General features: G+C 67.6%; 20 protein-coding genes and 2 pseudogenes. 11 read left to right on the top strand and 11 right to left on the bottom strand.

Annotated features, from left to right (window positions below; translation table 11 throughout):
• Window positions 1-5: 5 nt before the first annotated feature.
• From lptM to H9L16_RS06515, 7 genes and pseudogenes are all read right to left on the bottom strand, one after another.
• Window positions 6-182, bottom strand: coding sequence for an LPS translocon maturation chaperone LptM (gene lptM / locus H9L16_RS06545; RefSeq protein WP_187553726.1), 177 nt, complete (start codon window positions 180-182; stop codon window positions 6-8).
• 25 nt (window positions 183-207) lie between these two features.
• Complete coding sequence (locus tag H9L16_RS06540; RefSeq protein ID WP_187553725.1) at window positions 208-579, bottom strand: YbaN family protein; 372 nt, start codon at window positions 577-579, stop codon at window positions 208-210.
• A 70-nt stretch (window positions 580-649) separates the two neighbouring features.
• Window positions 650-2,812: a S9 family peptidase gene (locus tag H9L16_RS06535; protein ID WP_187553724.1), complete on the bottom strand. Its 2,163-nt coding sequence runs from the start codon at window positions 2,810-2,812 to the stop codon at window positions 650-652.
• A gap of 169 nt (window positions 2,813-2,981) precedes the next feature.
• Window positions 2,982-5,081 (bottom strand): annotated as a pseudogene (locus H9L16_RS06530) (prolyl oligopeptidase family serine peptidase); the annotation flags it as partial.
• A 73-nt stretch (window positions 5,082-5,154) separates the two neighbouring features.
• The gene (locus H9L16_RS06525) at window positions 5,155-5,427 is read right to left on the bottom strand and encodes a hypothetical protein (protein ID WP_187553722.1); all 273 of its coding nucleotides are present in this window, start codon (window positions 5,425-5,427) and stop codon (window positions 5,155-5,157) included.
• Window positions 5,428-5,489: 62 nt separating this feature from the next.
• Entirely contained in the window at window positions 5,490-6,404 is a 915-nt protein-coding gene (locus H9L16_RS06520; protein ID WP_187553721.1) for a patatin-like phospholipase family protein, read from the bottom strand.
• Window positions 6,404-7,375, bottom strand: coding sequence for a helix-turn-helix transcriptional regulator (locus tag H9L16_RS06515; RefSeq protein ID WP_187553720.1), 972 nt, complete (start codon window positions 7,373-7,375; stop codon window positions 6,404-6,406). Before H9L16_RS06515 ends, H9L16_RS06520 begins: the two co-directional genes overlap by 1 nt.
• Window positions 7,376-7,439: 64 nt before the next feature.
• Between H9L16_RS06515 and H9L16_RS06510 the strand changes: the two genes are divergently transcribed.
• The 6 genes and pseudogenes from H9L16_RS06510 to H9L16_RS06485 all read left to right on the top strand — a co-directional run bounded on the left by H9L16_RS06510 (window position 7,440) and on the right by H9L16_RS06485 (window position 13,858).
• Window positions 7,440-10,340: a molybdopterin oxidoreductase family protein gene (locus H9L16_RS06510; RefSeq protein WP_223158183.1), complete on the top strand. Its 2,901-nt coding sequence runs from the start codon at window positions 7,440-7,442 to the stop codon at window positions 10,338-10,340.
• Window positions 10,337-10,804: pseudogene (locus tag H9L16_RS06505) on the top strand (DsbA family protein); the annotation flags it as partial. The gene H9L16_RS06510 and the pseudogene H9L16_RS06505, both read left to right, overlap by 4 nt.
• A 166-nt stretch (window positions 10,805-10,970) precedes the next feature.
• Complete coding sequence (locus H9L16_RS06500) at window positions 10,971-11,714, top strand: 4Fe-4S dicluster domain-containing protein (protein WP_187553718.1); 744 nt, start codon at window positions 10,971-10,973, stop codon at window positions 11,712-11,714.
• A 37-nt stretch (window positions 11,715-11,751) separates the two neighbouring features.
• On the top strand, window positions 11,752-12,096 hold the full coding sequence (locus H9L16_RS06495; protein ID WP_187553717.1) for a heavy metal-binding domain-containing protein: 345 nt from the start codon (window positions 11,752-11,754) through the stop codon (window positions 12,094-12,096).
• A 139-nt stretch (window positions 12,097-12,235) separates the two neighbouring features.
• On the top strand, window positions 12,236-13,177 hold the full coding sequence (locus H9L16_RS06490; RefSeq protein ID WP_187553716.1) for a dimethyl sulfoxide reductase anchor subunit family protein: 942 nt from the start codon (window positions 12,236-12,238) through the stop codon (window positions 13,175-13,177).
• Between the two features lie 45 nt (window positions 13,178-13,222).
• Complete coding sequence (locus H9L16_RS06485; protein ID WP_187553715.1) at window positions 13,223-13,858, top strand: DUF481 domain-containing protein; 636 nt, start codon at window positions 13,223-13,225, stop codon at window positions 13,856-13,858.
• Here the strand turns inward: H9L16_RS06485 and hemC are convergent.
• The 3 genes from hemC to H9L16_RS06470 form a co-directional block, all read right to left on the bottom strand.
• Window positions 13,846-14,778 carry a hydroxymethylbilane synthase gene (gene hemC, locus H9L16_RS06480; RefSeq protein ID WP_187553714.1) on the bottom strand — a complete coding sequence of 311 codons (933 nt, stop codon included), beginning with the start codon at window positions 14,776-14,778 and terminating at the stop codon, window positions 13,846-13,848. The two genes, H9L16_RS06485 and hemC, sit on opposite strands and share 13 nt — an antisense overlap.
• Before the next feature lie 37 nt (window positions 14,779-14,815).
• Window positions 14,816-15,565 carry a LytR/AlgR family response regulator transcription factor gene (locus tag H9L16_RS06475; protein WP_187553713.1) on the bottom strand — a complete coding sequence of 250 codons (750 nt, stop codon included), beginning with the start codon at window positions 15,563-15,565 and terminating at the stop codon, window positions 14,816-14,818.
• Window positions 15,566-15,640: 75 nt separating this feature from the next.
• Complete coding sequence (locus H9L16_RS06470; RefSeq protein ID WP_187554083.1) at window positions 15,641-16,312, bottom strand: alpha/beta hydrolase; 672 nt, start codon at window positions 16,310-16,312, stop codon at window positions 15,641-15,643.
• Window positions 16,313-16,435: 123 nt separating this feature from the next.
• Here H9L16_RS06470 and H9L16_RS06465 point away from each other — a divergent pair, with 123 nt between their 5' ends.
• From H9L16_RS06465 to H9L16_RS06445, 5 genes are read left to right on the top strand one after another with little or no spacing between them, the layout of a single operon-like run.
• On the top strand, window positions 16,436-17,110 hold the full coding sequence (locus H9L16_RS06465) for a methylamine utilization protein (protein WP_229796639.1): 675 nt from the start codon (window positions 16,436-16,438) through the stop codon (window positions 17,108-17,110).
• Entirely contained in the window at window positions 17,107-17,928 is an 822-nt protein-coding gene (locus H9L16_RS06460; protein WP_187553712.1) for a cache domain-containing protein, read from the top strand. The genes H9L16_RS06465 and H9L16_RS06460 overlap by 4 nt, the downstream gene beginning before the upstream one ends.
• The gene (locus tag H9L16_RS06455; protein WP_187553711.1) at window positions 17,907-19,484 is read left to right on the top strand and encodes a putative bifunctional diguanylate cyclase/phosphodiesterase; all 1,578 of its coding nucleotides are present in this window, start codon (window positions 17,907-17,909) and stop codon (window positions 19,482-19,484) included. The genes H9L16_RS06460 and H9L16_RS06455 overlap by 22 nt, the downstream gene beginning before the upstream one ends.
• Window positions 19,481-20,365, top strand: coding sequence for a DUF3034 family protein (locus tag H9L16_RS06450; protein ID WP_425507238.1), 885 nt, complete (start codon window positions 19,481-19,483; stop codon window positions 20,363-20,365). Before H9L16_RS06455 ends, H9L16_RS06450 begins: the two co-directional genes overlap by 4 nt.
• A 32-nt stretch (window positions 20,366-20,397) precedes the next feature.
• Window positions 20,398-20,799: a group I truncated hemoglobin gene (locus H9L16_RS06445; RefSeq protein ID WP_187553710.1), complete on the top strand. Its 402-nt coding sequence runs from the start codon at window positions 20,398-20,400 to the stop codon at window positions 20,797-20,799.
• 14 nt (window positions 20,800-20,813) lie between these two features.
• Here the strand turns inward: H9L16_RS06445 and H9L16_RS06440 are convergent, their stop codons facing one another.
• The gene (locus tag H9L16_RS06440; RefSeq protein ID WP_187553709.1) at window positions 20,814-21,821 is read right to left on the bottom strand and encodes a TonB family protein; all 1,008 of its coding nucleotides are present in this window, start codon (window positions 21,819-21,821) and stop codon (window positions 20,814-20,816) included.
• Between the last annotated feature and the right edge of the window lie 45 nt (window positions 21,822-21,866).

Raw genomic sequence — 21,866 nt, 5'->3', positions numbered from 1 at the left:
ACGCCTCAGCGGCGCGCGGCAGGCGTTCCGCTGGCGCTTTCCGGTGTGGTGGCAGGCGCAGGCGTGTCCGCAGGCGGGGCCGGCAGGTCGACCGGTGCATCCGGCATCACCAGCGGGCCCTTGTTGCCGCAGGCGCTGAGAAGGCAGAGCAGGAACGTGGCGAATGCGAGGCGCTTGATCATGCCGGCAGTGTACCCGCGGCCCTGCTCACTGTCGCGGCTCGGGCCGCCGCCACAGCCACGTCGCGACGATGGCCATGAATGCGGTGCCGCTGGCCGCCATCCACCACTTGGGCACGGTCAGGAACATCACCAGCGCGCACAGCGCCATCATCGCGATGGCCAGGCGTTTGGCGCGGCGGCTGACCGCACCTTCGCGTTCCCAGTCGCGGATCATCGGACCGAACTGGCGATGCGCCAGCAACCATGCATGCAGGCGCTGTGAGCCGCGTGCGGCGGCGAACGCGGACAGCAGCACGAACGGCACCGTCGGCAGCCCCGGCACCACGATCCCGACGATGCCGATACCGAGGCTGGCGTAGGCCAGCAACCACCAGAGCAGGCGAAAGCGCGATCTCATGCGGGGAGTATCGCCAACCGCAGCGGCTCTCCCCTAGCCCCCTGCCGCAAGGCAGGGGGCGGGACACGCGTCACTTGCCGGCGTCGACACCCAGCTGGTCGAGCATGAAGGAGTACATCTCCGCCTGTTCGCGGTAGCGGCGGAAGCGACCCGACTTGCCGCCGTGGCCGGCCTCCATGTTGGTGCGGAATACCACCGGCTCGCTGGAGGTGTTGAGGTCGCGCAGCCGCGCCACGTACTTCGCCGGCTCCCAGTACTGCACCTGCGAATCCCACAGGCCGGTGCCGACGAAGGTCGCCGGATAGGCCTGCGCCTTGAGGTTGTCGTAGGGCGAGTAGCTGAGCATGTAGTCGTAGAATTTCTTCTGCTCGGGGTTGCCCCATTCGTCGTATTCGTTGGTGGTCAGCGGGATAGTGGCATCGAGCATCGTCGTCACCACGTCCACGAACGGCACCTGCGAGAGGATGACCTCGTACTTGTCCGGTGCCATGTTGGCGATCGCGCCCATCAGCAGGCCGCCGGCGCTGCCGCCCAGCGCGGCCACGCGGTCCGGCGCGGCATAGCCTTCCTTCACCAGGAAATCGGTGACGTCGATGAAGTCGGTGAACGTGTTGTTCTTGTTGAGCAGCTTGCCGTCCTCGTACCAGGCGCGGCCCATTTCCTGGCCGCCGCGGATGTGGGCGATGGCGTAGGCCATGCCGCGATCCAGCAGGCTGACCGTGGTGACGCTGAAACCCGGATCCATCGACGCGCCGTAGCTGCCGTAGCCGTACTGCAGCAGTGCACCCTTGCCATCCTTCGCGAAGCCCTTCCGGTAGACGATCGAGACCGGCACCTTGACGCCATCGCGCGCGGTCGCCCACAGGCGTTCGGTGGCGTAGTTGGCGGGGTCGTAGCCGGGCACCGGCTGACGCTTGAGTTCGCGGCGCTCGCCGGTCTTCACGTTGAGCTCGTAGGTGGTCGCCGGCATCGCCAGCGAGGTGTAGCTGTAGCGCAGCCAGTCGGTGTCGGTTTCGGCGTTGACGTCCAGGCCCATCGAGTAGGCGCTCTCGTCGGCCTTGACGTAGTCGGAGGCACCGCCGTCCTTGAGCACGCGCACGCGCTCCAGGCCACCGGAGCGTTCGGCCACGGCGGCGAAACCGTCGAACAACTCGATGCCTTCGAGGAAGACCTGCGGGTCGTGCGCGATCCAGTCCTTCCAGTCCTTGCGCGAGCCGCTGCCGTCGGCGGCGGTGACGACTTTGAAGTTCTTCGCGCCACCATCGTTGGTGCGGATCACCCAGCGACCGCCGTGGTGGTCGGCGTCGTATTCGACATCGCGCGCGCGCGGTGCGAGCACCTTGAACTCGGCCGGAGTTGCGGCCGATGCGTAACGCGTCTCGTTGGACACGGTGCTGTCCAGCACGATGACGATGTACTCGTCGTCGCGGGTGCGGCCGATGCCCATGTAGTAGGTATCGTCCTTCTCTTCATAGACCAGCACGTCGCTTTTCGGATCGGTGCCGACGACGTGCTTCTTCACCTTGGTGCTGAGCAGCGTTTCCGGGTCGTTCTCGACGTAGAAGAACGTCTTGTTGTCGTCGGCCCACACGCCGTAACCGGCGGTGCCGGGAATCGCATCGTCCAGCACCTTGCCGGTCTGCAGGTCCTTGATCCGCAGGGTGTACTGGCGGCGGCCATTGGTGTCGTCGCCGTACACCAGCCAGCGATTGTCCTGGCTCACCGTACGACCGCTGACCGCGTAATAGTCCTTGCCGGTCGCCATCGCGTTGACGTCCAGCAACACCTCTTCGCCGGTAAAGTCGGCGGATTCGTTGGCCTGCAAAATCGTCTTCGCATCGATGCCTGCGGCGTCCTTGCGGCGCGCATGGATCGGGTAATCCTTGCCCGCCTCGAAGCGGCTGTAGTACAACCAGCCGCGCTCGCGGAACGGCACGCTGGCATCGTCCTGCTTGATGCGCGCCACGATCTCGTCGTAGAGCTTGTCCTGCACCGGCTTCAGCGGCGCCAGCAATGCATCGGCGTAGGCGTTCTCGGCATTGAGGTAGCCGAGCATCGCCTTGTCCTCGCGCTTGTCGTCGCGCAGCCAGTAGTACTCGTCCTGCCGCTCTGCGCCATGCGGGGCCTTGACCACATGCGATTTCTTCGCCGCATCGGGCGGGGTGGACGGGGCTTGTGCGCTGGCGATGCTGCTCATGAGGAAAAGACCGGCGATGATCGTGGTGGACTTCATGGATGGGGCCTTGGGTTGCGTCGTGCAAGCTCCCTCCCTTGCGAATGCAGGGGAGGGTTGGGGAGGTGTGCTCCGAGGTTCAGAGGCGCGATCCCGATATGCCGCCACGCGGGCGGCGCTGCGGCTTCGCATCCTCGACATCACCGCTGGCAGCGGTCTTGGCGGGCTGGCTCAACTGCTGCCAGAGGAAGGTGTACGCCAGCGCGGTCATGTGCGCGGACTGCGCGTTGTTCGCCGCGCCGCCGTGGCCGCCCTCGATGTTCTCGTAATAGCGCACGTCCTTACCGGCCGCTTCCATCAACGCCATCATCTTGCGCGCATGCGCCGGGTGGACACGATCGTCCTTGGTCGAGGTGGTGAACAGCGTTGCGGGATAGTCCTTCTTCGCATCGAACAGGTGGTACGGCGAGAAGCCCTGGATGAACGACCAGTCCGACGTGTCCGGATCGCCGTACTCCGCCATCCAAGAAGCACCGGCCAGCAGGTGGCTGTAGCGCTTCATGTCGAGCAGCGGCACCTGCACCACGATCGCGCCGAACTTCTCCGGGTACTGGGTCAGCATGTTGCCCATCAGCAGGCCGCCGTTGCTGCCGCCCATCGTGCCCAGGTGCTGCGGCGAGGTGATCTTGCGCGCGACCAGGTCGTCGGCGATCGCGGCGAAGTCCTCGTAGGCCTTGTGCCGATTGGCCTTGAGTGCTGCCTGGTGCCAGCGCGGGCCGTACTCGCCGCCGCCGCGGATGTTGGCCAGCGCATACACGCCACCCTTCTCCAGCCAACCCTTGCCGATCCCGCCGGAATAGCCGGGGGTCATCGAGATTTCAAAACCGCCGTAGCCATAAAGCAGGGCCGGCGCCTTGCCGTCGAACGCCAGCGCCTTGGGACGCACCAGGAAGTACGGCACCTTCGTCCCGTCTTTCGATGTGGCGAAGTGCTGCTCGATGACGCTCTTCGATCCGTCGAAGAACACCGGGTTCGACTTCAGCACTTCCGGCTGCTTGCCAAGATCGGCGATCGACAGCGTGGTCGGGGTCAGGAAATCGGTGGCGGTCAGCCACACCGCATTGCTGTCCTCATCGTCCACCGCACCGACGCCAACGGTGCCGATGGTCGGTGCGCCGACGAAGTCCTGCTTCGCCCACGCGCCCTTGCCCGGGGTCAGCACGCTGAGCTTGTTTTTCACGTCTTCCATGACATTCAGGACCAGGTGGTCCTTCGTCCACGTGTAGCCGGCCAGCGACGACTTGTCGGTGGGCTCGAAGAGCGCGGTGAACTCGCGCTTGCCGGCCATGAACTCGTTGAAATTCGTGGCAATCAGCGAGCCGGGCTTGTAGGCCTTGCCGCCGGCTTCGTACGGCTCGCGCAGTTCCAGCACCAGCCAGTCCTTGTGCACGCCCTTCTGTGCGGAATTCGGCGCGTCGACCTTGGCGAGGCTGCCGTCGGCGCCGCGCAGGTACAACTCGTCGTTGTAGAACGCCAGGGTGCGGTTGACGAAATCGCGTTCGTAGCCGGGCGTGTGGTCGTGGCCGGCGGCGATGTACATGTCGCCCGGCTTGCCCTCGTACACGGTCTTCGCGCTGGCCAGCGGCGTGCCGCGCTTCCATTCCTTGACGATGTTCGGATAGCCGGAGCTGGTGAGCGTGCCCTTGCCGAAATCGGTGTAGACGTAGACGGTATCGCGGTCGATCCACGACAGGCCGCCCTTGGCCTCCGCGCGGAAGAAACCGTCCTGCACGAACTGCTTGGTGGTGAGGTCGAACTCGCGGGTGACGTCGGCATCGGAACCGCCGGGCGACAGCGCCACGAGGCAGCGCTCGTAGGCGGGGCGCAGGCAGTCGGCGCCGTGCCAGACCCACTTGGTGCCCTCGGCCTTGTTCAAGGCGTCGAGGTCGAGCACGGTCTCCCACGCGGGATTGGCCTTGCGATATTCGGCCAGCGTGGTGCGGCGCCACAAGCCGCGCTCGTGCTGCTTGTCCTTCCAGAAGTTGTAGTAGTAATCGCCGATCTTCTGCACGCCGGGGATCTTGGCGTCGGAATCGAGGATGGCGAGGATTTCCGCCTCCAACGACTTGAACTCGGCGGTGGTGGCGATCTCGGCTTCGGCCTTGGCGTTGCGTGCCTTCACCCAGTCAAGTTGCTTCGCGCCCTGCACGTCTTCCAGCCAAGCGTACGGATCATCGCCGGCTGGCGAGTTCTGCGCGGCGGCACCGCCGGCAAGGGCAAGGCCGGCAGCCACACTCATGATGTGGCAGGCATTGGACAGCTGGGACATGGGCGGCTCCGGGGCGTCACGGGAAACCCGGAACGCTAGCACAGGGCCCACGCCCAGCCGATGTGCCGGAAGCTCAGGCCCGGCGTGCCAGCGACGCCTGCTGCGGCAGCCGGCGCAGCGAGCGCCGGGTTGCCTGCACGCGCCGCCGCCGCGGCATGCGAACGGCGATCTCCGGCAGCGGGAACCCGCGCAGGCTCCACCACGCCGCCAACGGCATGCCGACCAGCCACAATGGCAGCCAGCCCAGCCACTCGCTACTGCCGCGCGCAGCGGGAATAAGCAGCACGGCCAAGGTGCCGAGGATGACGGCGTGACGGAGGGCGGAATCGAGGTCTTCGCGGGTCATGGCGGCGCTTCCTGTCGTGTGGAGGACAGGTTGCAAGGCGTGCTTCTCACGGGCTGCGACGCTCAATACCCCGCCGCGTCCAGCGCCTTGTCGGCCTGCGTGCGGCCGATCTCGATCAGTTCCTCGCCGCGCCAGAATTCGTAGAACTGGCAGGCGTCGCGCGGGATGCGGATCAGCAGTTCCGGCGGATCCAGCGCCAGCTGCACGCGGGCGATCTGCGCCTGCATGGTGTCCAGCGAGCGCGACATGGTTTCGGTCAGGCCGATGTGGTGGTCGGGCTTGCCGTCGCCATCGGCATCGCCGCCGAAATGCTTGCCGATCCAGCGGCCGATGACGCCGGGCGCGCTCTTGCCTTCCGCGTCGTCGTATTCCTGCGGGAGTTCCTCGGGCGGCGATTGCGGCCAGCCGTGCATGTCGACCGCGACCAGGCGATGCGCGCCCGAGAGGCGCGTCGCGGTGATCGGCAACGGCGCGAGCAGGCCGCCATCGACCAGTTCGCGCCCGCCCAGGGTGAACGGGGTGAAGATGCCGGGAATCGCGAACGACGCGCGCAGCGCATCCCACAGGTCGCCACGGCGCAGCCAGACTTCGCGCTGGCGCATCAGGTCGACCGCGACCGCGGTGAAATCGATCGGCAGGTCCTCGATGCGGGGCGTGCCCACGACCTCGCGCAGCTTCTCCAGCAGGCGGTCGCCGGTGAACAACGCGGGCCGGCCGAAGCCGGGATCGAGCAGGCGCAGCATCGAGCCGCGGCTGGTGCCCAGCAGCCAGTCGCGCAACGCATCCAGCTTGCCCGCCGCGCAGGCACCGCCGACCAACGCGCCACTCGACGCACCGGCGATCGCGACGATGCGCAGCCCGCGCGCCTGCAGCGCCTCGATCACGCCGATCTGCGCCAGCCCGCGCGCGCCACCCGCACCGAGCGCCAAGGCGATCGGTTCGTCGCGCGAGGCCGCGCTGACCGGTACGCCGCCCATCACGATTGCTGGTAGTTGCCGAGGGCGAGCTGCAGGTGCGCGCGCGCCTGTTCGCGCAAGACCTTGGGCTCCACGATCTCGGCATCCGCGCCGTAGTGCAGCACGTCCATCAGCAGTTCGCGCGGCACCGAATACGGCACCTTCAGTTCGTAGCGACCGTCGGGCAGGAAACGGCCCTGCTGCTGCGAATGCCAGTGTTCATCGGCGACCCAGCGCGCGGCCTTGGCGCTGAACAGGATCGTCGCCCAGCCCTTCGGCGCGCCGGAGAAAATCCCGTAACTACCGGCCAGGTGTGCGTTGAGTTCGTCGTCGGCGACGTCGCGGGCCACGCCATCGGCGAAGCGCGCGCCGGTGATGCGGTCGATGGAGAAACTGCGCAACTCCTGCTTGGTTTCGTCCCACGCATCGAGGTACCAGTTGTCGCGGTAGTGGGTGAGCCGTTGCGGGCTGACGGTGCGGCGGGTTTTCTCGTCGGTCGACCGGGCGCGGTAATCGAACGCCAGCTTGCGACGCTCCAGCACGCTCGACGCGACGATGCGGAACGCAGGCTCGTCCATCCGGCGGATGCGATGCGGAATCACCCGCACGCGCTCGACCGGCCAGGTCTTGCCGCCGGAATGCGCGTCCAGCAATTTCTCGACACGCTGCTGCAGCGGTGCCATCGCCGCCGACAACATGCCGCCGGTGCTGCGCGACAGCAGTTGCTGCGCGGCCAGCAGCGCGTGCAACTCCTCGGAGTTCAGCCACAGGCCGGGCAACTCGAAGCGATCGGACTCGGTCTTGTCGTAGCTGAAGCCGGCCTCGCCATCGCCGATGAGCGGCGCCATCAGGCCGTCGCGCAGGAAGGCGAGGTCGCGATAGACAGTGGCGCGCGAGCAGCCGAGTTCGTCCTGCAACCGGGCCACCGTCACCGGGCGGCGGGAAGCCTGCAACACGCGATGCAGGCCGATGATGCGTTCGTAGCGGTCCATGCGACGATTATGCCGTGTGCCGCGCGACGTGGCCGTGCCCGGCGCACGCGGGCACAATGCGCGGATGGCCGATCCCGCCCTCAACCTCTCGCCCTCGCCAGGCGACGAGGTCAAATCGACGACCTGCTACATGTGTGCCTGCCGCTGCGGCATCAAGGTTTGGCTGGCCGACGGGAAGATTCGCTACATCCAGGGCAACCGCGACCATCCGGTCAACCAGGGTGTGCTCTGCGCCAAGGGCGCGGCCGGGATCATGCAGCACTACTCGCCGGCGCGGCTGCGCAAGCCGCTGTTGCGCGTGGGCGAACGCGGTGCGGGCGAGTTCCGCGAGATCGAATGGGACGAGGCGCTCGACATCGCCACGTCATGGCTCAAGCCGATCCGCGAACGCAATCCCGATGAACTCGCGTTCTTCACCGGCCGCGACCAGTCGCAGGCATTGACCGGTTGGTGGGCGCAGCAGTTCGGCACGGTCAATTACGCCGCGCATGGCGGGTTCTGCTCGGTGAACATGGCCGCTGGCGGGTTGTACTCGGTCGGTGGCAGCTTCTGGGAGTTCGGCGAGCCCGACTGGGAGCACACGCAGTTGTTGATGCTCTGGGGCGTGGCCGAGGACCACGACAGCAACCCGCTCAAGCTCGGCCTGGGCAAGCTGAAGGAACGTGGCGCCAAGGTCATCGCGGTCAACCCGGTGCGCAGCGGCTATGGCGCGATCGCCGACGAATGGATCGGCATCCGTCCCGGCACCGATGGCCTGTTCGCCTTTGCGCTGATCCACGAATTGCTGCGGATGGACCGCATCGACCTGGACTACCTGGTGCGCTATGCGAATGCGCACTGGCTGGTGATCGGCAATCCCGGCGGCGCGGACGATGGCATGTTCGCGCGCGACGCGGACGGCGGTTCGTTGTGCTGGGATGCAGAGAAAAATGTCGCTGTCGATGCCGGCCGCATCGACATCTCCCCCGCCGTCGTCGGCAACTACACACTTGCCGATGGTCGTAGCGCGCGCCCGGTGTTCCAGCTGATCGTCGATCGCTACCTCGACCCGCAGTACGCGCCGGAGGCGGTCAGCGAACGCTGCGGCATCCCCGCATCGACCATTCGCCGAATCGCGCGCGAACTCGCCGAGGCCGCGTTCGATTCCAACCTCACATTGCCGATCGCCTGGACCGACAGCTGGGGCCGCGAGCATGCGGAGATGGTGGGACGGCCAGTGTCGATGCATGCGATGCGCGGGATCAGCGCGCACAGCAACGGCTTCCACACCTGCCGCGCGTTGCACCTGCTGCAGTTGCTGCTCGGCGCCATCGATGCGCCCGGTTCGTTCCGCTACCAGCCGCCGTTCCCGAAACCGATCCCGCCGGCCAACCGTCCCGGCAAGCTTCGCAAGCCCGATGGCCTGCTGGATGCCGCGCCGCTCGGCTTCGTGCACGGGCCCGAGGACCTGGTCGTCGACCATCACGGCCAGCCACGGCGCATCGACCATGCGTATTCGTGGGCGTATCCGCTCGCCGCGCACGGGATGATGCACACGGTGATCCGCAACGCCTGGGCCGGCGATCCGTACCGGATCGACACGCTGCTGATGTTCATGGCCAACATGAGCTGGAACTCGGCGATGAACACCGGCGAGACCATGCACTGGCTCACCGACAAGGACGAGGCTGGCGAGTACCGCATTCCGCGGATCATCTACTCCGATGCGTATGCGTCGGAGATGGTCGCGTATGCCGACCTGGTGCTGCCGGACACGACCTACCTGGAACGCTTCGACGCGATCAGCCTGCTCGATCGTCCGATCAGCGATGCCGACGCCGCCAGCGATGCGATCCGTCACCCGGTGTTCGATCCGGCAACGCAACTCGGCCAAGACGGCACGCCGCGCGATGTGCGCGGCTTCCAGTCGGTGCTGATCGAACTCGGCGCGCGCATCGGCCTGCCCGGTTTGCTCGACGAAGACGGCTCGCCGAAATATCGCGACTATGCCGACTACATCGTCCGCCACGAACGCGCGCCCGGAGTGGGATTGCTGGCCGGCTGGCGCGGCGAAGACGGGAAGAGCGAAGGCAAGGGCGCGCCTAACCCCGATCAGTTGCAGCGCTACATCGAGCACGGCGGCTTCTGGCATTCGCCGGTGCCGGCGTCGGCGCGCTACTTCAAGATGGCCAACCGCGATTACCTGCAGTGGGCGCAGCGCTTCGGCTTCGTGCCCACCGCCGAGCCGATCGTGCTGCAGTTGTATTCGGAGACCCTGCAGAAGTTCCGGCTCGCCGCACAGGGCCACGGCCCGCACCAACCGCCGCCGGAACATCGCCAGCGCGTGGCCACGTATTTCGATCCGCTGCCGATCTGGTACGAGCCGTTCGAGCACGAACAAGTCAATGCAGCCGTTCCCGATCGGCAGGTGCGAACGGAATCGCGTTTCCCGCTTTCCGCAATCACCCAGCGCCCGATGTTCATGTATCACGCCTGGGGTTCGCAGAATGCGTGGCTGCGGCAGATCGCCACGCGCAACTACCTGTATCTGCATCCGGACACTGGCGCGCAGTACGGCATCGCCGACGAAGACTGGATCGAGGTGACCTCGCACAACGGCACGATCACCGTGCAGGCGAAGTTCGCCGCCAACGTGCAGCCGGACACGGTGTGGAGCTGGAACGCGATCGGCAAGCGCAAGGGCGCGTGGAAACTGGCGAAGAACGCGCCGGAAAGCACCAAGGGTTTCCTGCTCAATCACCTGATCTCCGACGTCACCCCGAAGGGCGACTACGCCAATGCCGATCCGGTCACCGGGCAGGCCGCATGGTTCGACCTGCGCGTGTCGATCCGCAAGGCGAGCGCGCAGGTCGACGAAAGCCAACCGCAATTCAAGCCGCTCGCGTTCACCGAAGCGAACGAAGCGCCGCTGCGCTACGGCGCGCAGCTTCGCGAGCGCATGTCGCGCAAGGGGAATTCGAAATGAGCGAATCGCTGGACTGGTACTTCGATGTCATCTCGCCGTTCGCCTACCTGCAGTGGCGACGCCTCCGCCGCGACCATGCCGATGTGGCGTTGAATCCGAAGCCGATCCTGTTCGCCGCGATCCTCAACCATGTCGGCCAGCTCGGCCCGGCGGAAATCCCGCAGAAGCGCCGGCATACCTACCGCATCGTGCTGTGGCAGGCGCGCCAGGCCGGGATCCCGCTGGTGTTCCCGCCCGCCCATCCGTTCAACCCGTTGCCGGCGCTGCGCCTGTGCCTGGCCGCGCCGGATCGGATGGCGGCGATCGATGCGATGTTCGCGCATATCTGGGAACACGGCCGCGCCGCCGACAGCATCGAGGCACTGGCCGATGTCGCCCGCTCGCTCGGCATCGAGGATCTTGCCGCGGCGATTGCCCGCGACGAGGTCAAGCGCGAGCTGCTGGCGAATGGCGAGGAAGCGATGCGCCTCGGCGTGTTCGGTGTGCCGACGCTGAAGGTGCGCGACGAACTGTTCTGGGCAATGACGCGACCGAACTCGCGCTGGCGTATCGCGATGACGAAAACACCCTGGATGCGGAGATGCGCCGCGTCGACGCGATTCCGGAAGCGGTGCAAAGGCGCAAGCCCGCGTGACGACACTGCCTCCACCGTCGAAGAAAAAGCTCGGCCTGGTCATCGACCTCGACACCTGCGTGGGCTGCCATGCCTGCGCGACCAGCTGCAAGGAATGGAATGCGGGCGGCATCGCCGGGCCGCTGACCGACGAGCGCCCGTTCGCCAAGGATCCGCAGGGCGTGTGGTTCAACCGCGTGCACAGCTACGAACTCGAAGCGGATGCGGCCACGAAGCAGCCCGCGCAGACCCTGCATTTCCCGCGTTCCTGCCTGCATTGCGAGACGCCCGCCTGCGTGACCGTGTGCCCGACCGGCGCCAGCTACAAGCGCGCCGAGGACGGCATCGTGCTGGTCGACGAGGACAAGTGCATCGGCTGCAAGCTGTGTTCGTGGGCCTGCCCATACGGCGCACGCGAGTACAGCGAAGTCGAAGGGGTGATGAAGAAATGCACGTTGTGCGTGGACCGCATCTACAACGACAAGCTTGACGAGGCAGATCGCCAGCCGGCCTGCGTGCAGGCCTGCCCGACCAAGGCGCGGCATTTCGGCGACCTCGGCGATCCGACCTCGAAGGTCTCGCTGCTGGTCGCCGATCGCGGCGGCGTGACGCTGATGCCGGAACTCGACTACAAACCGGTCAATCGCTACCTGCCTCCGCGCCCGCGACGCACCGACGCGGATGACGCAGACGATGCACCTGCATCGAGCGACACGGGCAACCTCGCCTCGCGCTGGTTGCATCGCATCCTCAAGCGCTGATCGAACCATACCCGCAACCCACACAAGGACACGCCACATGGCCAAGGACACCCCGCTCCTCGTCACCACCACCCCCAGCGTCGAAGGCCGCCGCATCGTCGAATACAAGGGCCTGGTCGGCGGCGATGCGATCCTGGGCGCCAACATGTTCCGCGACATGTTCGCCGGCCTGCGCGACCTGGTCGGCGGCCGCGCCGGCAGCTACGAGAAAGTGCTGCGCGGGGCCAAGACCCAGGCGCTGGAGGACATGATCGAGTCCGCCCGCGAACGCGGCGCCAACGCGATCGTCGGGGTGGACCTGGACTACGAAACCGTGCAGGTCCAGGACGGTGGCGCGATGCTGATGGTGTCGGTGTCGGGCACGGCGGTGGTGCTCGAGTGAGCTTCGTTCCGCGCCGTTCGATGGGGCCATCCCGCAGCCATCCATGGCGCAACATGCTCGCCTTCGGAACGCCCGGGGCAGGCGTCCTGCCTGCCCGTCCATGCGATGCGCGCGGCAGTGCCGCGCACGCGTGCAGCGCATGAACCCTGCTTTTTCTGTCTTGATCTTCACCACCCTGTCCGGTGCCGGCCTGGGCCTGTGGACCTGGCTGGGCCTGCGCATTGCGCTGGGCGAACCGCCGCGCGATTTCCAGGCGCTGGGCTGGATCTTATTGCTGTTCTATGCGGGGATCGCGGTGGCGCTGGGCCTGCTGGCCTCGTTCTGGCACCTGGGCAAGCCGCTGCGTGCGTGGCGCGCGTTCTCGCAATGGCGCACCTCGTGGCTGTCGCGCGAGGGCGTGCTGGCGGTCGCCACCTTCGTTCCCGCCGCAGCCTTGCTGCTGATGCTGTCCGAAGGCACCGGACCCGGACGCACCGACATGGGCGTGCGGGTGATGGCCGGTGCGGTGGCGCTGCTGAGCCTGGCCACGATCGCCTGCACCGCGATGATCTATGCCTCGCTCAAGCCGATCCCGGCCTGGCGGCATCGGCTGGTGGTGCCCGGGTACATCCTGTTCGCGCTGCTCACCGGCGGCCTGCCGATGCTGTTGTCGACCTGGCCCGGCGCGGGCGGTTTCGATGGCACGCTGCCCTGGCTGCTGGCCGCCATCGCGCTCGTCCTGCTCGTGCTGAAGCTGGCCTACTGGCGCGACATCGACCGAAGCCCGCTGCCGCAGTCGCGTGGTGACGCCATCGGCCTGCCGCATCGCAAGCCTTCTGTGTTCGAGCGTCCGCATACCGAAGCCAATTACATCACCCGCGAGATGGCCTTCGCGGTGGCGCGCCGCCACGCCCGCCTGCTGCGGATCGCATCGGTGCTGTTGTTCGCCTGCATCCCGCTGCTGTGCCTGTTCGCCTGGCACGCCACCGCCGGCGCGGGTTGGCCGTTGCCGCTGGCGATCGGAAGCGCACTGCTTGGAGCGTTCGCCGAGCGCTGGCTGTTCTTCGCCCAGGCAAAGCACATGGTCACGTTGTACTACTGACCCCGCGCGATAGAATCGCGTCCTGTCTCCCGCGACGACTGACCCATGTTGCCGTTGCTGTGGCTGGCGTTCACCGCGCCGCCGATCACCCTCGACCATGTGCCCGCGCCACTCATCGAACCGATGGTGGCGCAGCGTTTACTGGCACCGCCGCAGTGTCTGGCCGCCGCCTGCGTCCGTGGCGAATGGCAGGTGTCCGGCATGCCGGAGATTCCCGCCGGCCAGCGCCGCATCGACGGCGGCGACCTGCCCGGCAACGGTGCCGTGCTGCACATCGCCGACCGCAAGCGCAGCGACTGGATGAAGCCGCAGGGCAGCAACGACCGCGTGGGCATGCAGGTTGGCGTCCAGGCCTTGAGCACCGACGAGGCGACCGTGGCGTTCTCGGTGGACACCGCCTATCGCCTGCAGGCCTATGCCGATGACGGCACCGCCGGCACCGGCCCGGTGCTGCGCGGGCAACTGGAATGGCGGCAGGCGCTGGGCGAACGCGCGCGACTGTCGCAGACCACCCGCGTCGAGACCGGCCAGCACGGCACCTACCTGCGCAACAGCCTGCTGTTCAACCTGCAGCTGCAACCCGACCTGACCCTGAGTTCCGGCGTGGAGTTCCGGCGCGACAGCGACGCCAGCGGCCGCAACCAGACCGACGCGACACTCAATCTTCGTTACGCATTCTGAGTGTCGTCCCGCGCGTCGATCAGTTCGCGCGCGCCCTGTTCCAGCAACAATCCGGCCACTTCGATGCCGAGGGCTTCAGCAGCGTTGCGATGACCTTGCGCTTGCGCGCGTACACGACTCCCATCCGCCGCCGAACCAACCAGGCCGGCGAGCGACAGCGCATCGCCATCAAGCCGCGCATACGCCGCCACCGGCACGTGGCAACTGCCATGCAGGGCGCGATTCATCGCCCGCTCCGCGGTGACGCAGGTACGGGTGTCGGCATCGTCCAGTGCCGCGCACAGTGCGATGACGGTATCGGCGCCTTCGCGGCATTCGATCGCGATCGCGCCCTGCGCGGGTGCCGGCAACCACTGCGGCGCATCCAGCCGCGCGCGGATGCGTGCATCGAAGCCGAGCCGCTGCAGGCCGGCGCAGGCGAGCACGATGGCGTCGTAGTCGCCGGCGTCCAGCTTCGCCAGCCGGGTGTTGACGTTGCCGCGCAGGTCGACGAGTTGCAGGTCCGGGCGCAGCGCGCGCAACTGCGCCTGCCGGCGCAGCGACGACGTGCCGACGCGCGCGCCCTGCGGCAGCGATTCGATGCCATCGAAATGATTGCTCACGAAAGCGTCCGCATGGTCGGCGCGGGCCAGGATCGCCGGCAGGGCAAAGCCCGGCTCAAGCTCCATCGGCACGTCCTTCAGCGAATGCACTGCGCAGTCGGCATCGCCGCGCTGCATCGCCACTTCCAGTTCCTTGAGGAACAACCCTTTGCCGCCGATCGCCGCCAGCGAGCGATCCAGCACTTCGTCCCCGCGGGTGCTCATCGGCACCAGTTCGACGACCAGGCCGGGATGCGCAGCGCGCAGGCGATCCGCGACGTGTTCGGTCTGCCAGAGGGCGAGCGGGCTCTTGCGGGTGGCGATGCGCAGCGTGGTCATGCGGGCATTATCGCGTGTTGCCCACGGCCTGCGGGTCTCACAGGTGTTTCAGGGTCTCGCGCAGCTGCGCCACGCAGCGCCGACTGACTTCCAGCGGATGCGCGCCATGGCGCAGCACCGCCTGGGTATGGCCATCGCCGCCACGGCGCAACTCGACGATCTCGCCGCGCGCGACCAGGCAATTGCGATGGATGCGCACGAATCGGTCGCCGAATTCGGACTCCAGCGCCTTCAGCGATTCCTCGATCAGGTCCTCGCCGCGCGCGTGGTGGACCACCACGTACTTTTCTTCCGCCTGCAGGTAACGGATATCCTCGATCGGGATCAGTCGCAGGCTGCCGCGCAGGCGGGCGCACAGATGCGTGCGCTTGCGGACGGCATCGGATTCGGCCGCCACCGTCGGCGCGCGTCCGGCAGTGAACATGCGTACGCGTTCCAGCGCAGCAGCCAGGCGTTCCGGTCGCACCGGCTTGACCAGGTAGTCGACCGCCTGCGCATCGAACGCGGACAAGGCGTGCTGGTCGTAGGCGGTGCAGAACACCACTACCGGGCGCGGATCGAACTCGGCCAGGTGGCGCGCGGTTTCCAGCCCGTCGATGCCGGGCATGGAGATGTCCAGCAGGATCATGTCCGGGTGGTGCTCGGCGCAGGCGTGCAGGGCCGCATGGCCATCGCCGACTTCGGCCACGACATCCACGCCGGGTTGCGCGGCGAGCATCGCGCGCAGGCGTTCGCGCGCCAGCGGCTCGTCGTCCGCGATCAGCACACGCATCGGCTCGGCTCCCATCGCGACGCTCCCCGGCAGCATGAGCACGCTGCCCGTCCCGGCGGATAGTAGCCCCGCCAGCACGGGCCGGCCATCTCAGCCGGCGACGAACCTCGCGGTCATCCAGTCGCCGAGGTCCTGGATCTCCTCGGCGCAGACCGAATGCTGCATCGGATAGCGCCGCCACAGCACCTCGAACCCGAAGTCGCGCAACGCGCGCGCTGCGGCCTCGCCACCGGCGACGGGGACCACCGGATCGAACACGCCATGGCCCATGAACACCGGTTGCGCGCTAGCGGCGGGTTGCAGCGATGCCCGCGCCTGTTCGAGGCCCATCGGCATATAAGTGGACAGCGCGACCAGCCCGCCCAGTGGCTTGCTGCGCGCCAGTCCCGCGGCCAGCGTGACCGCGCCGCCTTGCGAGAAACCGGCCAGCAGGATCCGCTCCGGCGGGATGCCGCGGGTGGCTTCGCGGGCGATCAGCGCATCGACCTGCGCCACCGATTCGGCCACGCCTTCGTGGTCGGCGCGATTGGCCAGGTCGAAGTCGCGGATGTCGTACCAGGCCCGCATGCGCGCGCCATTGTTGATGGTCACCGCGCGCACCGGCGCATGCGGGAACACGAAGCGGATCGCCGGCCAGTCGCGGCGCACCAGGTCGGGCACGATCGGCGCGAAGTCGTTGCCGTCGGCACCCAGGCCGTGCAGCCACAGCACGCACCAGCGTGGATCGGCGGCGGTTTCGTGTTCGATCGCGTCGAGCAGGATTGTCGAATTCATCTTCGTGAGTTGGCGAGGATCATGCTTAAGTATCCGGGATGGGAGTCGCGATGACGACTCCTGCAAGCACCGCGTGCAGGGGGCATCGGCTTGGCATCGAACAATGGATCCGTGCGCAACGCACGCAGCATCGCTGCGTTGTGCACGCTGGCGTGCGGTTTCGCCGGCAGCGTGCACGCAGCCAGGTTGCAGGTCGTGGTCACCGGCCAGGGCGCGCCGGCCGCGGATGCGGTGGTCAGCCTGCATTCGCCGGCGGCGGTGGCAGCGACCCGCGCCGGACGCGGCACCATCGACCAGCGCGAGAGTCAGTTCGTGCCGCGGGTCACGGTGGTCACCGTGGGCACGCCGGTGGTGTTCCCCAACAGCGACAACGTGCGCCACCAGGTGTATTCGTTCTCGCCTGCCAAGCGCTTCGAGTTGCCGCTGTACTCGGGCAAGCCCGCCGCGCCGGTGGTGTTCGCCACGCCGGGCGTGGTCGAACTGGGCTGCAACATCCACGACTGGATGCTGGCCTACGTGGTCGTGCTGGACACGCCGCATCACGCGATCACCGATGCCCGTGGCCTGGGCCGCATCGACGCGCCCGCCGGCACTTACACCTTGCGGGTCTGGCACCCGGGACTGAAAGGCGGCACCTTGCACGAGGAGCGCATCGTGCTGGCGGATGCACCGCTCGAGCGGGCCGTGTCGCTGTCGTTGGTGGCCACCCCGGAAGCGACCGCGCCGGCCGACGACAAGCTGCGCGCGCTGCAGGAAAAATTCCGCAAGCTCAAGGACAATCGGTGAGAGTGCCGGGGATCGGCCGGCTCAGCTTCGGTGCGCGGATCGTGGTAGTGCTGGTCGCGATCCTGGTGCTGATGCAGCTGGCCACGCTGCTGATCGTCGATGTCGCGGTGAATCGCGACGTGCATCGGCAACTGGCCGAACGCATCGACGTGGGCGAGAAGGTCTGGCGGCAATTGCAACGCGACCGCGGACAGGAACTGACGCTGGCGGTCGGTGCGCTGGCATCGGACTTCGCCTTCCGCGAGGCCTTGGCCACCGGCGATGCCTCAACCGTGCTGTCCGCCTTGCTCAACCACGGGCAACGCATGGGTGCGGATGCGTCGCTGTTGCTGGATGTCGACGGCAAGCTGCAGACCAGCACACTGGACGGCGACGAGACCGCGCAAGCCGTCGCGTTGGCACCGTTGCTGGAGGCGGCGCGCACGCAAGGCAGCAGCGCGGGCGTGGTCGAACTCGGCGACAAACCGTATTCGCTGGTGGTGGTGCCGGTCCTGGCGCCGCGGCTGATCGGCTGGGTGGCGATGGGCCGCTTGTTCGGCGCGCGCGAAGCACGCGACTACCACTCGCTGACCGGACTGGATGCGGCGATCGGCGCGCGCGAGGCGCAAGGTTGGCGGCTGGTCGCCAGCAGCCTGGACATCGAATCCGCAAACGCATTAGCGCAACTGCCCGCACTGCCGCGCGAGCGCACCCGCATCGCGCTGGGCGAGCAGCAGTTCCACGCCGGCATCACCCCGGCCGACCCGCGCACCCGGGCAGGATCGATGTGCTCTTGCTGGCCGGCGTGGACGCAGCCATGCAGCCGTACCAGCAGCTGAAGCGGCAAATCATGCTGCTGGCCACGCTGGCCGCCTTGCTGGCGCTGGTGGTGTCTGTGGTCGTGGGCCGCAGCGTGACCCGCCCGGTGGCGCGGCTGGCCGATGCCGCACGGCGGATCGAAGCCGGCGACTACGCGGAAAACCTGGCCGTCGCGGGCGACGATGAGTTGTCGGACCTCGCCAATGCGTTCAATCGCATGCAGGGCGGCATCGCCGAACGCGAACAGCGGATCCGCCACCAGGCCCAGCACGACACCCTGACCGGCCTGCCCAACCGGGTGCATGCGCTGTCCCTGCTCGAAGCCGCTCTCGAACACGCGCGCAGCAGCGACACCCGATGCGCGGTGCTGTTGCTCGACCTCGACAGGTTCAAGGAAATCAACGACACCCTGGGCCATGCCTTCGGCGACAGCGTGCTGGAGGAAGTCGGGCGGCGCCTGCGCAATGCGATCGACAGCGATGACCGGCTGGCCCGGCTCGGCGGCGATGAATTCCTGGTGCTGATCGGCGATACCGACCAAGCGAGCGCGCAGGAACGCGCGTGGTCGATCATCCGCGCGCTGGAAGCGCCGCTGGACCTCAGCGAACGACAGGCGCAGGTCAGCATCGGCGCGAGCATCGGCCTGACCCTGTATCCGCTGCATGCGACCAGTGCGGATGCGCTGCTGCGCCGCGCCGACATCGCCATGTACGAGGCCAAGCAGGCACAGCGGCGGGTCGCGGTCTACCAGACCGGCCATGACGAAACCCACCTGCGCCGGATCGGACTGATCAGCGACCTGCGCAGGGCGCGCGAGCGCGACGAACTGCGGGTGTTCTACCAGCCCAAGGTCGACCTGCGCAGCGGCCGCGTGGCCCATGCGGAAGCGCTGCTGCGCTGGCAGCACCCGGCGCTGGGCACGATCTCGCCGGACGAATTCATCCCGCTGGCCGAGCATTGCGGCCTGATCCACGAGATCACCGCCTTCGTGCTCGCTGCCGGCCTGCAGCAGGCCTCCGCGTGGCGCGAGGACGGACTGGAGATCGGCCTGGCGGTGAACCTGTCGCCGATGGATCTGCTCGATGCGCGCTTGCCTGATCGCGTGGCCGGCCTGCTGCAGGCGCATCGCTTCCCGGCACAGGAACTGATCCTGGAAATCACCGAAAGCACGGTGATGCGCGATGTGCAGTCGGCGCTGATCACCATGCGCGCGTTGCGCGCGCTGGGCGTGCGTCTGTCGATCGACGACTTCGGCACCGGCCATTCGTCGCTGGCGCAACTTCGCAGCCTGCCGGTGGACGAGATCAAGATCGACAAGAGTTTCGTGATGCGCCTGGACACCAACCCCGAGGACACCGTGATCGTGCGATCGGCGATCGAGATCGGTCACAACATGGGCCTGGTGGTCATCGCCGAGGGCGTGGAGCAGTCCGGCTCGCTGGAAATCCTGCAACGCCTGCACTGCGACATGGTGCAGGGCTATTTCTTCTCGAAGCCGGTGCCTGCGGAGGATTTCCGTCGCTGGCATGACGACTTCCAGGCCAACGCATCGACGCGGAGCGAACAGATCGCATGACACGTGCCCACCACCTGCCGCGCCATCGTCGCTTCGCCATCGCGCTTGCCGCGTTGATCGCGATGCCGGCCTGCGCCATCGCCGCCGATGGCCGCCTGCTGGCGACCGGCGGTGCCACCCAGTTCGAGGGCAGTGCGGGCGGCGGGCTGGTGCCATGGGCGGTGTTGTCCGGCTACGGCACCGATGCGCAAAACGGCGGCACCGCGTTCGCGACTCGCGTCGATACCGGCGACTACTCGCTGGATGCCGCGGGTGTCGCCTACACATTCCGCAACCGGGTCGAACTCTCGTATGCGCGGCAGCGCTTCGGGTTGGGCGAACTGCAACGTCGGCTTTCTTTGCCGACGGGACGCTTCGATGCCGAGGTGATCGGTGCCAAGGTCCGCCTCGGCGGCGACCTGTTGTACACCGCGATGCCGCAAATTTCCTTCGGCGTTCAGCACAAGCGCCAGCTTGATTTCGCGATCCCGTCCGCGGTCGGCGCGCGTGACGACAGTGGCACCGACGTGTACCTCGCGGCCAGCAAGCTGTTCCTGGCCGCGGCCTTCGATCGGCATCTGCTGGTCAACGCGACCCTGCGCAGCACCAGCGCGAACCAGGCAGGCCTGCTCGGCTTCGGCGGCGACCGCAGGGCCGGCCGTTCGCTGGTGCTGGAATCCTCGGTGGCACTGCTGCTGGATCCGCAGTGGGCAGTCGGCGTGGAGTATCGGCAGAAGCCGGACAACCTCGGCTTCGCCCGCGAGGACGACTGGAAGGACGCCTTCGTCGCGTGGTTCCCGAACAAGCATGTCGCGGTGGTCGCCGCGTATGCCGACCTCGGCTCGATCGCCACGCTGGACAAGCAGCGCGGCCCCTACCTCTCCGTGCAGGCGTCGTTCTGATGGCACGGCATCCACTCCATCGCGCTGGGCTGATGTTGGCACTGTCGGTCTTCCTGGCCGCCTGTGCCACCTCGCCCAAGGCCACCACCTACGACCAACTCGGCGGCGCATCCGGCATCGAAGGCATCGTCGATGCCCTGCTGGAAAAGATCGTCGAGGACGAGCGGATCAACTTCCAGTTCGCCGATGCCGACATCGTCCGCCTGCGCAGCATGCTGATCGAGCAGTTCTGCGCGGAGTCGGATGGGCCGTGCACCTACAGTGGCCTGTCGATGCAGGAATCGCACGCCGGCCGCAACATCGACGACGCGCAATTCAACGCACTGGTCGAAGACCTCATCGAGGTGATGACCGTGCGCAAGGTTCCGGTGGGCACGCAGAACCGCCTGCTCAAGCGGCTCGCGCCGATGCACGGCGACATCGTCGAACCCTGAATCGCCTGAGCGGCTCAGCCGCCCGGCGGATCGAAACGCACCGTGCGCGAACCCGGCTGGCTGCCGCCGGTGGCCTCGAACTTCCAGCGCGACGCCGCAGCGAGTGCCGCGCGATCGAACGCAGTCGGCAGATCCGATGACACCACTCGCGGCGACTCCACGCCGCCCTGCGCATTGATGGTGAACGCGACCTGCACCTGCCCGGACTGGCGCTGGCGCAACGCGCCCTCCGGATAGCGCGGGGCGACGTCGCGCAGCAGTTTCGCCGGCGACGGTGCTGGCATCGATGCCGCGACCTGCTGGACCGGTGGCGGCGCAGGACGCGGTGCTTCCACCGGTCTTGCCGGCGGCGTGGCCACGGTGCGGGCGGGTGCATCTGCAGCGGGCACGACGCTGGTCGCGGTGGGCTGCGACGGTGCGGGATTGCCGGTCGCCGATGGCTGCGAAGGACGCACCGGTGCGTTGCCGCGTTCTGTGGCCAGGCGGGTGGCATTTTCCTGGGCGACGCGGCGGAGTTCCGCTTCGGCGCGCTCGGCCTCGGCGCGTGTCTCGGCGTCCACCGCGAGCTCGCGATCGCGCGCAGCGGTCTCGGCGCTGGCCACGGTTTCGCGCAGCCGCGGCAACGCGGGCGCTTGCGTATCCGCGCGCGCCAGCAAGTCCAGCAATCGACGGCTTTCGGGGTATTCGCCGCGTGCGATCGCCTGCTCGATCGCGATCACCAGCTGCGGCTGCAGGTCGACCAATGCGGCGCGCACGCTCGCATCGTCCGCTGCCTGGGCGCGCAGGGCGAGGTAATGCTCCAGCGCGTTGTCGCCCGCCGGCGCGAACATCCGCGAGGCCTGCATCGCCTGGCGCGCGCGTTCGCGCAATGCATCGGCATCATCCGCCACCTGCGCGTCCGCCGATGCGTTGGCCGCGGGCGATGCCGAGGAGATGGCGGCGTCCGGGCCCGGCGCGGCACCGCATGCGGCAAGCAGAAGAGTGGCCAGCGCGATCGCGCCGGCGCGGTGCAGGTGGTGCATGACCCGTTCCCCCGTGGAAAGTCGAGGGAGCCTGCCGCGGGATCA

It is taken from the genome of Thermomonas carbonis (assembly GCF_014396975.1).
Lineage (GTDB): Bacteria > Pseudomonadota > Gammaproteobacteria > Xanthomonadales > Xanthomonadaceae > Thermomonas > Thermomonas carbonis.
This window is presented reverse-complemented; position numbering and strand designations above follow the sequence as displayed.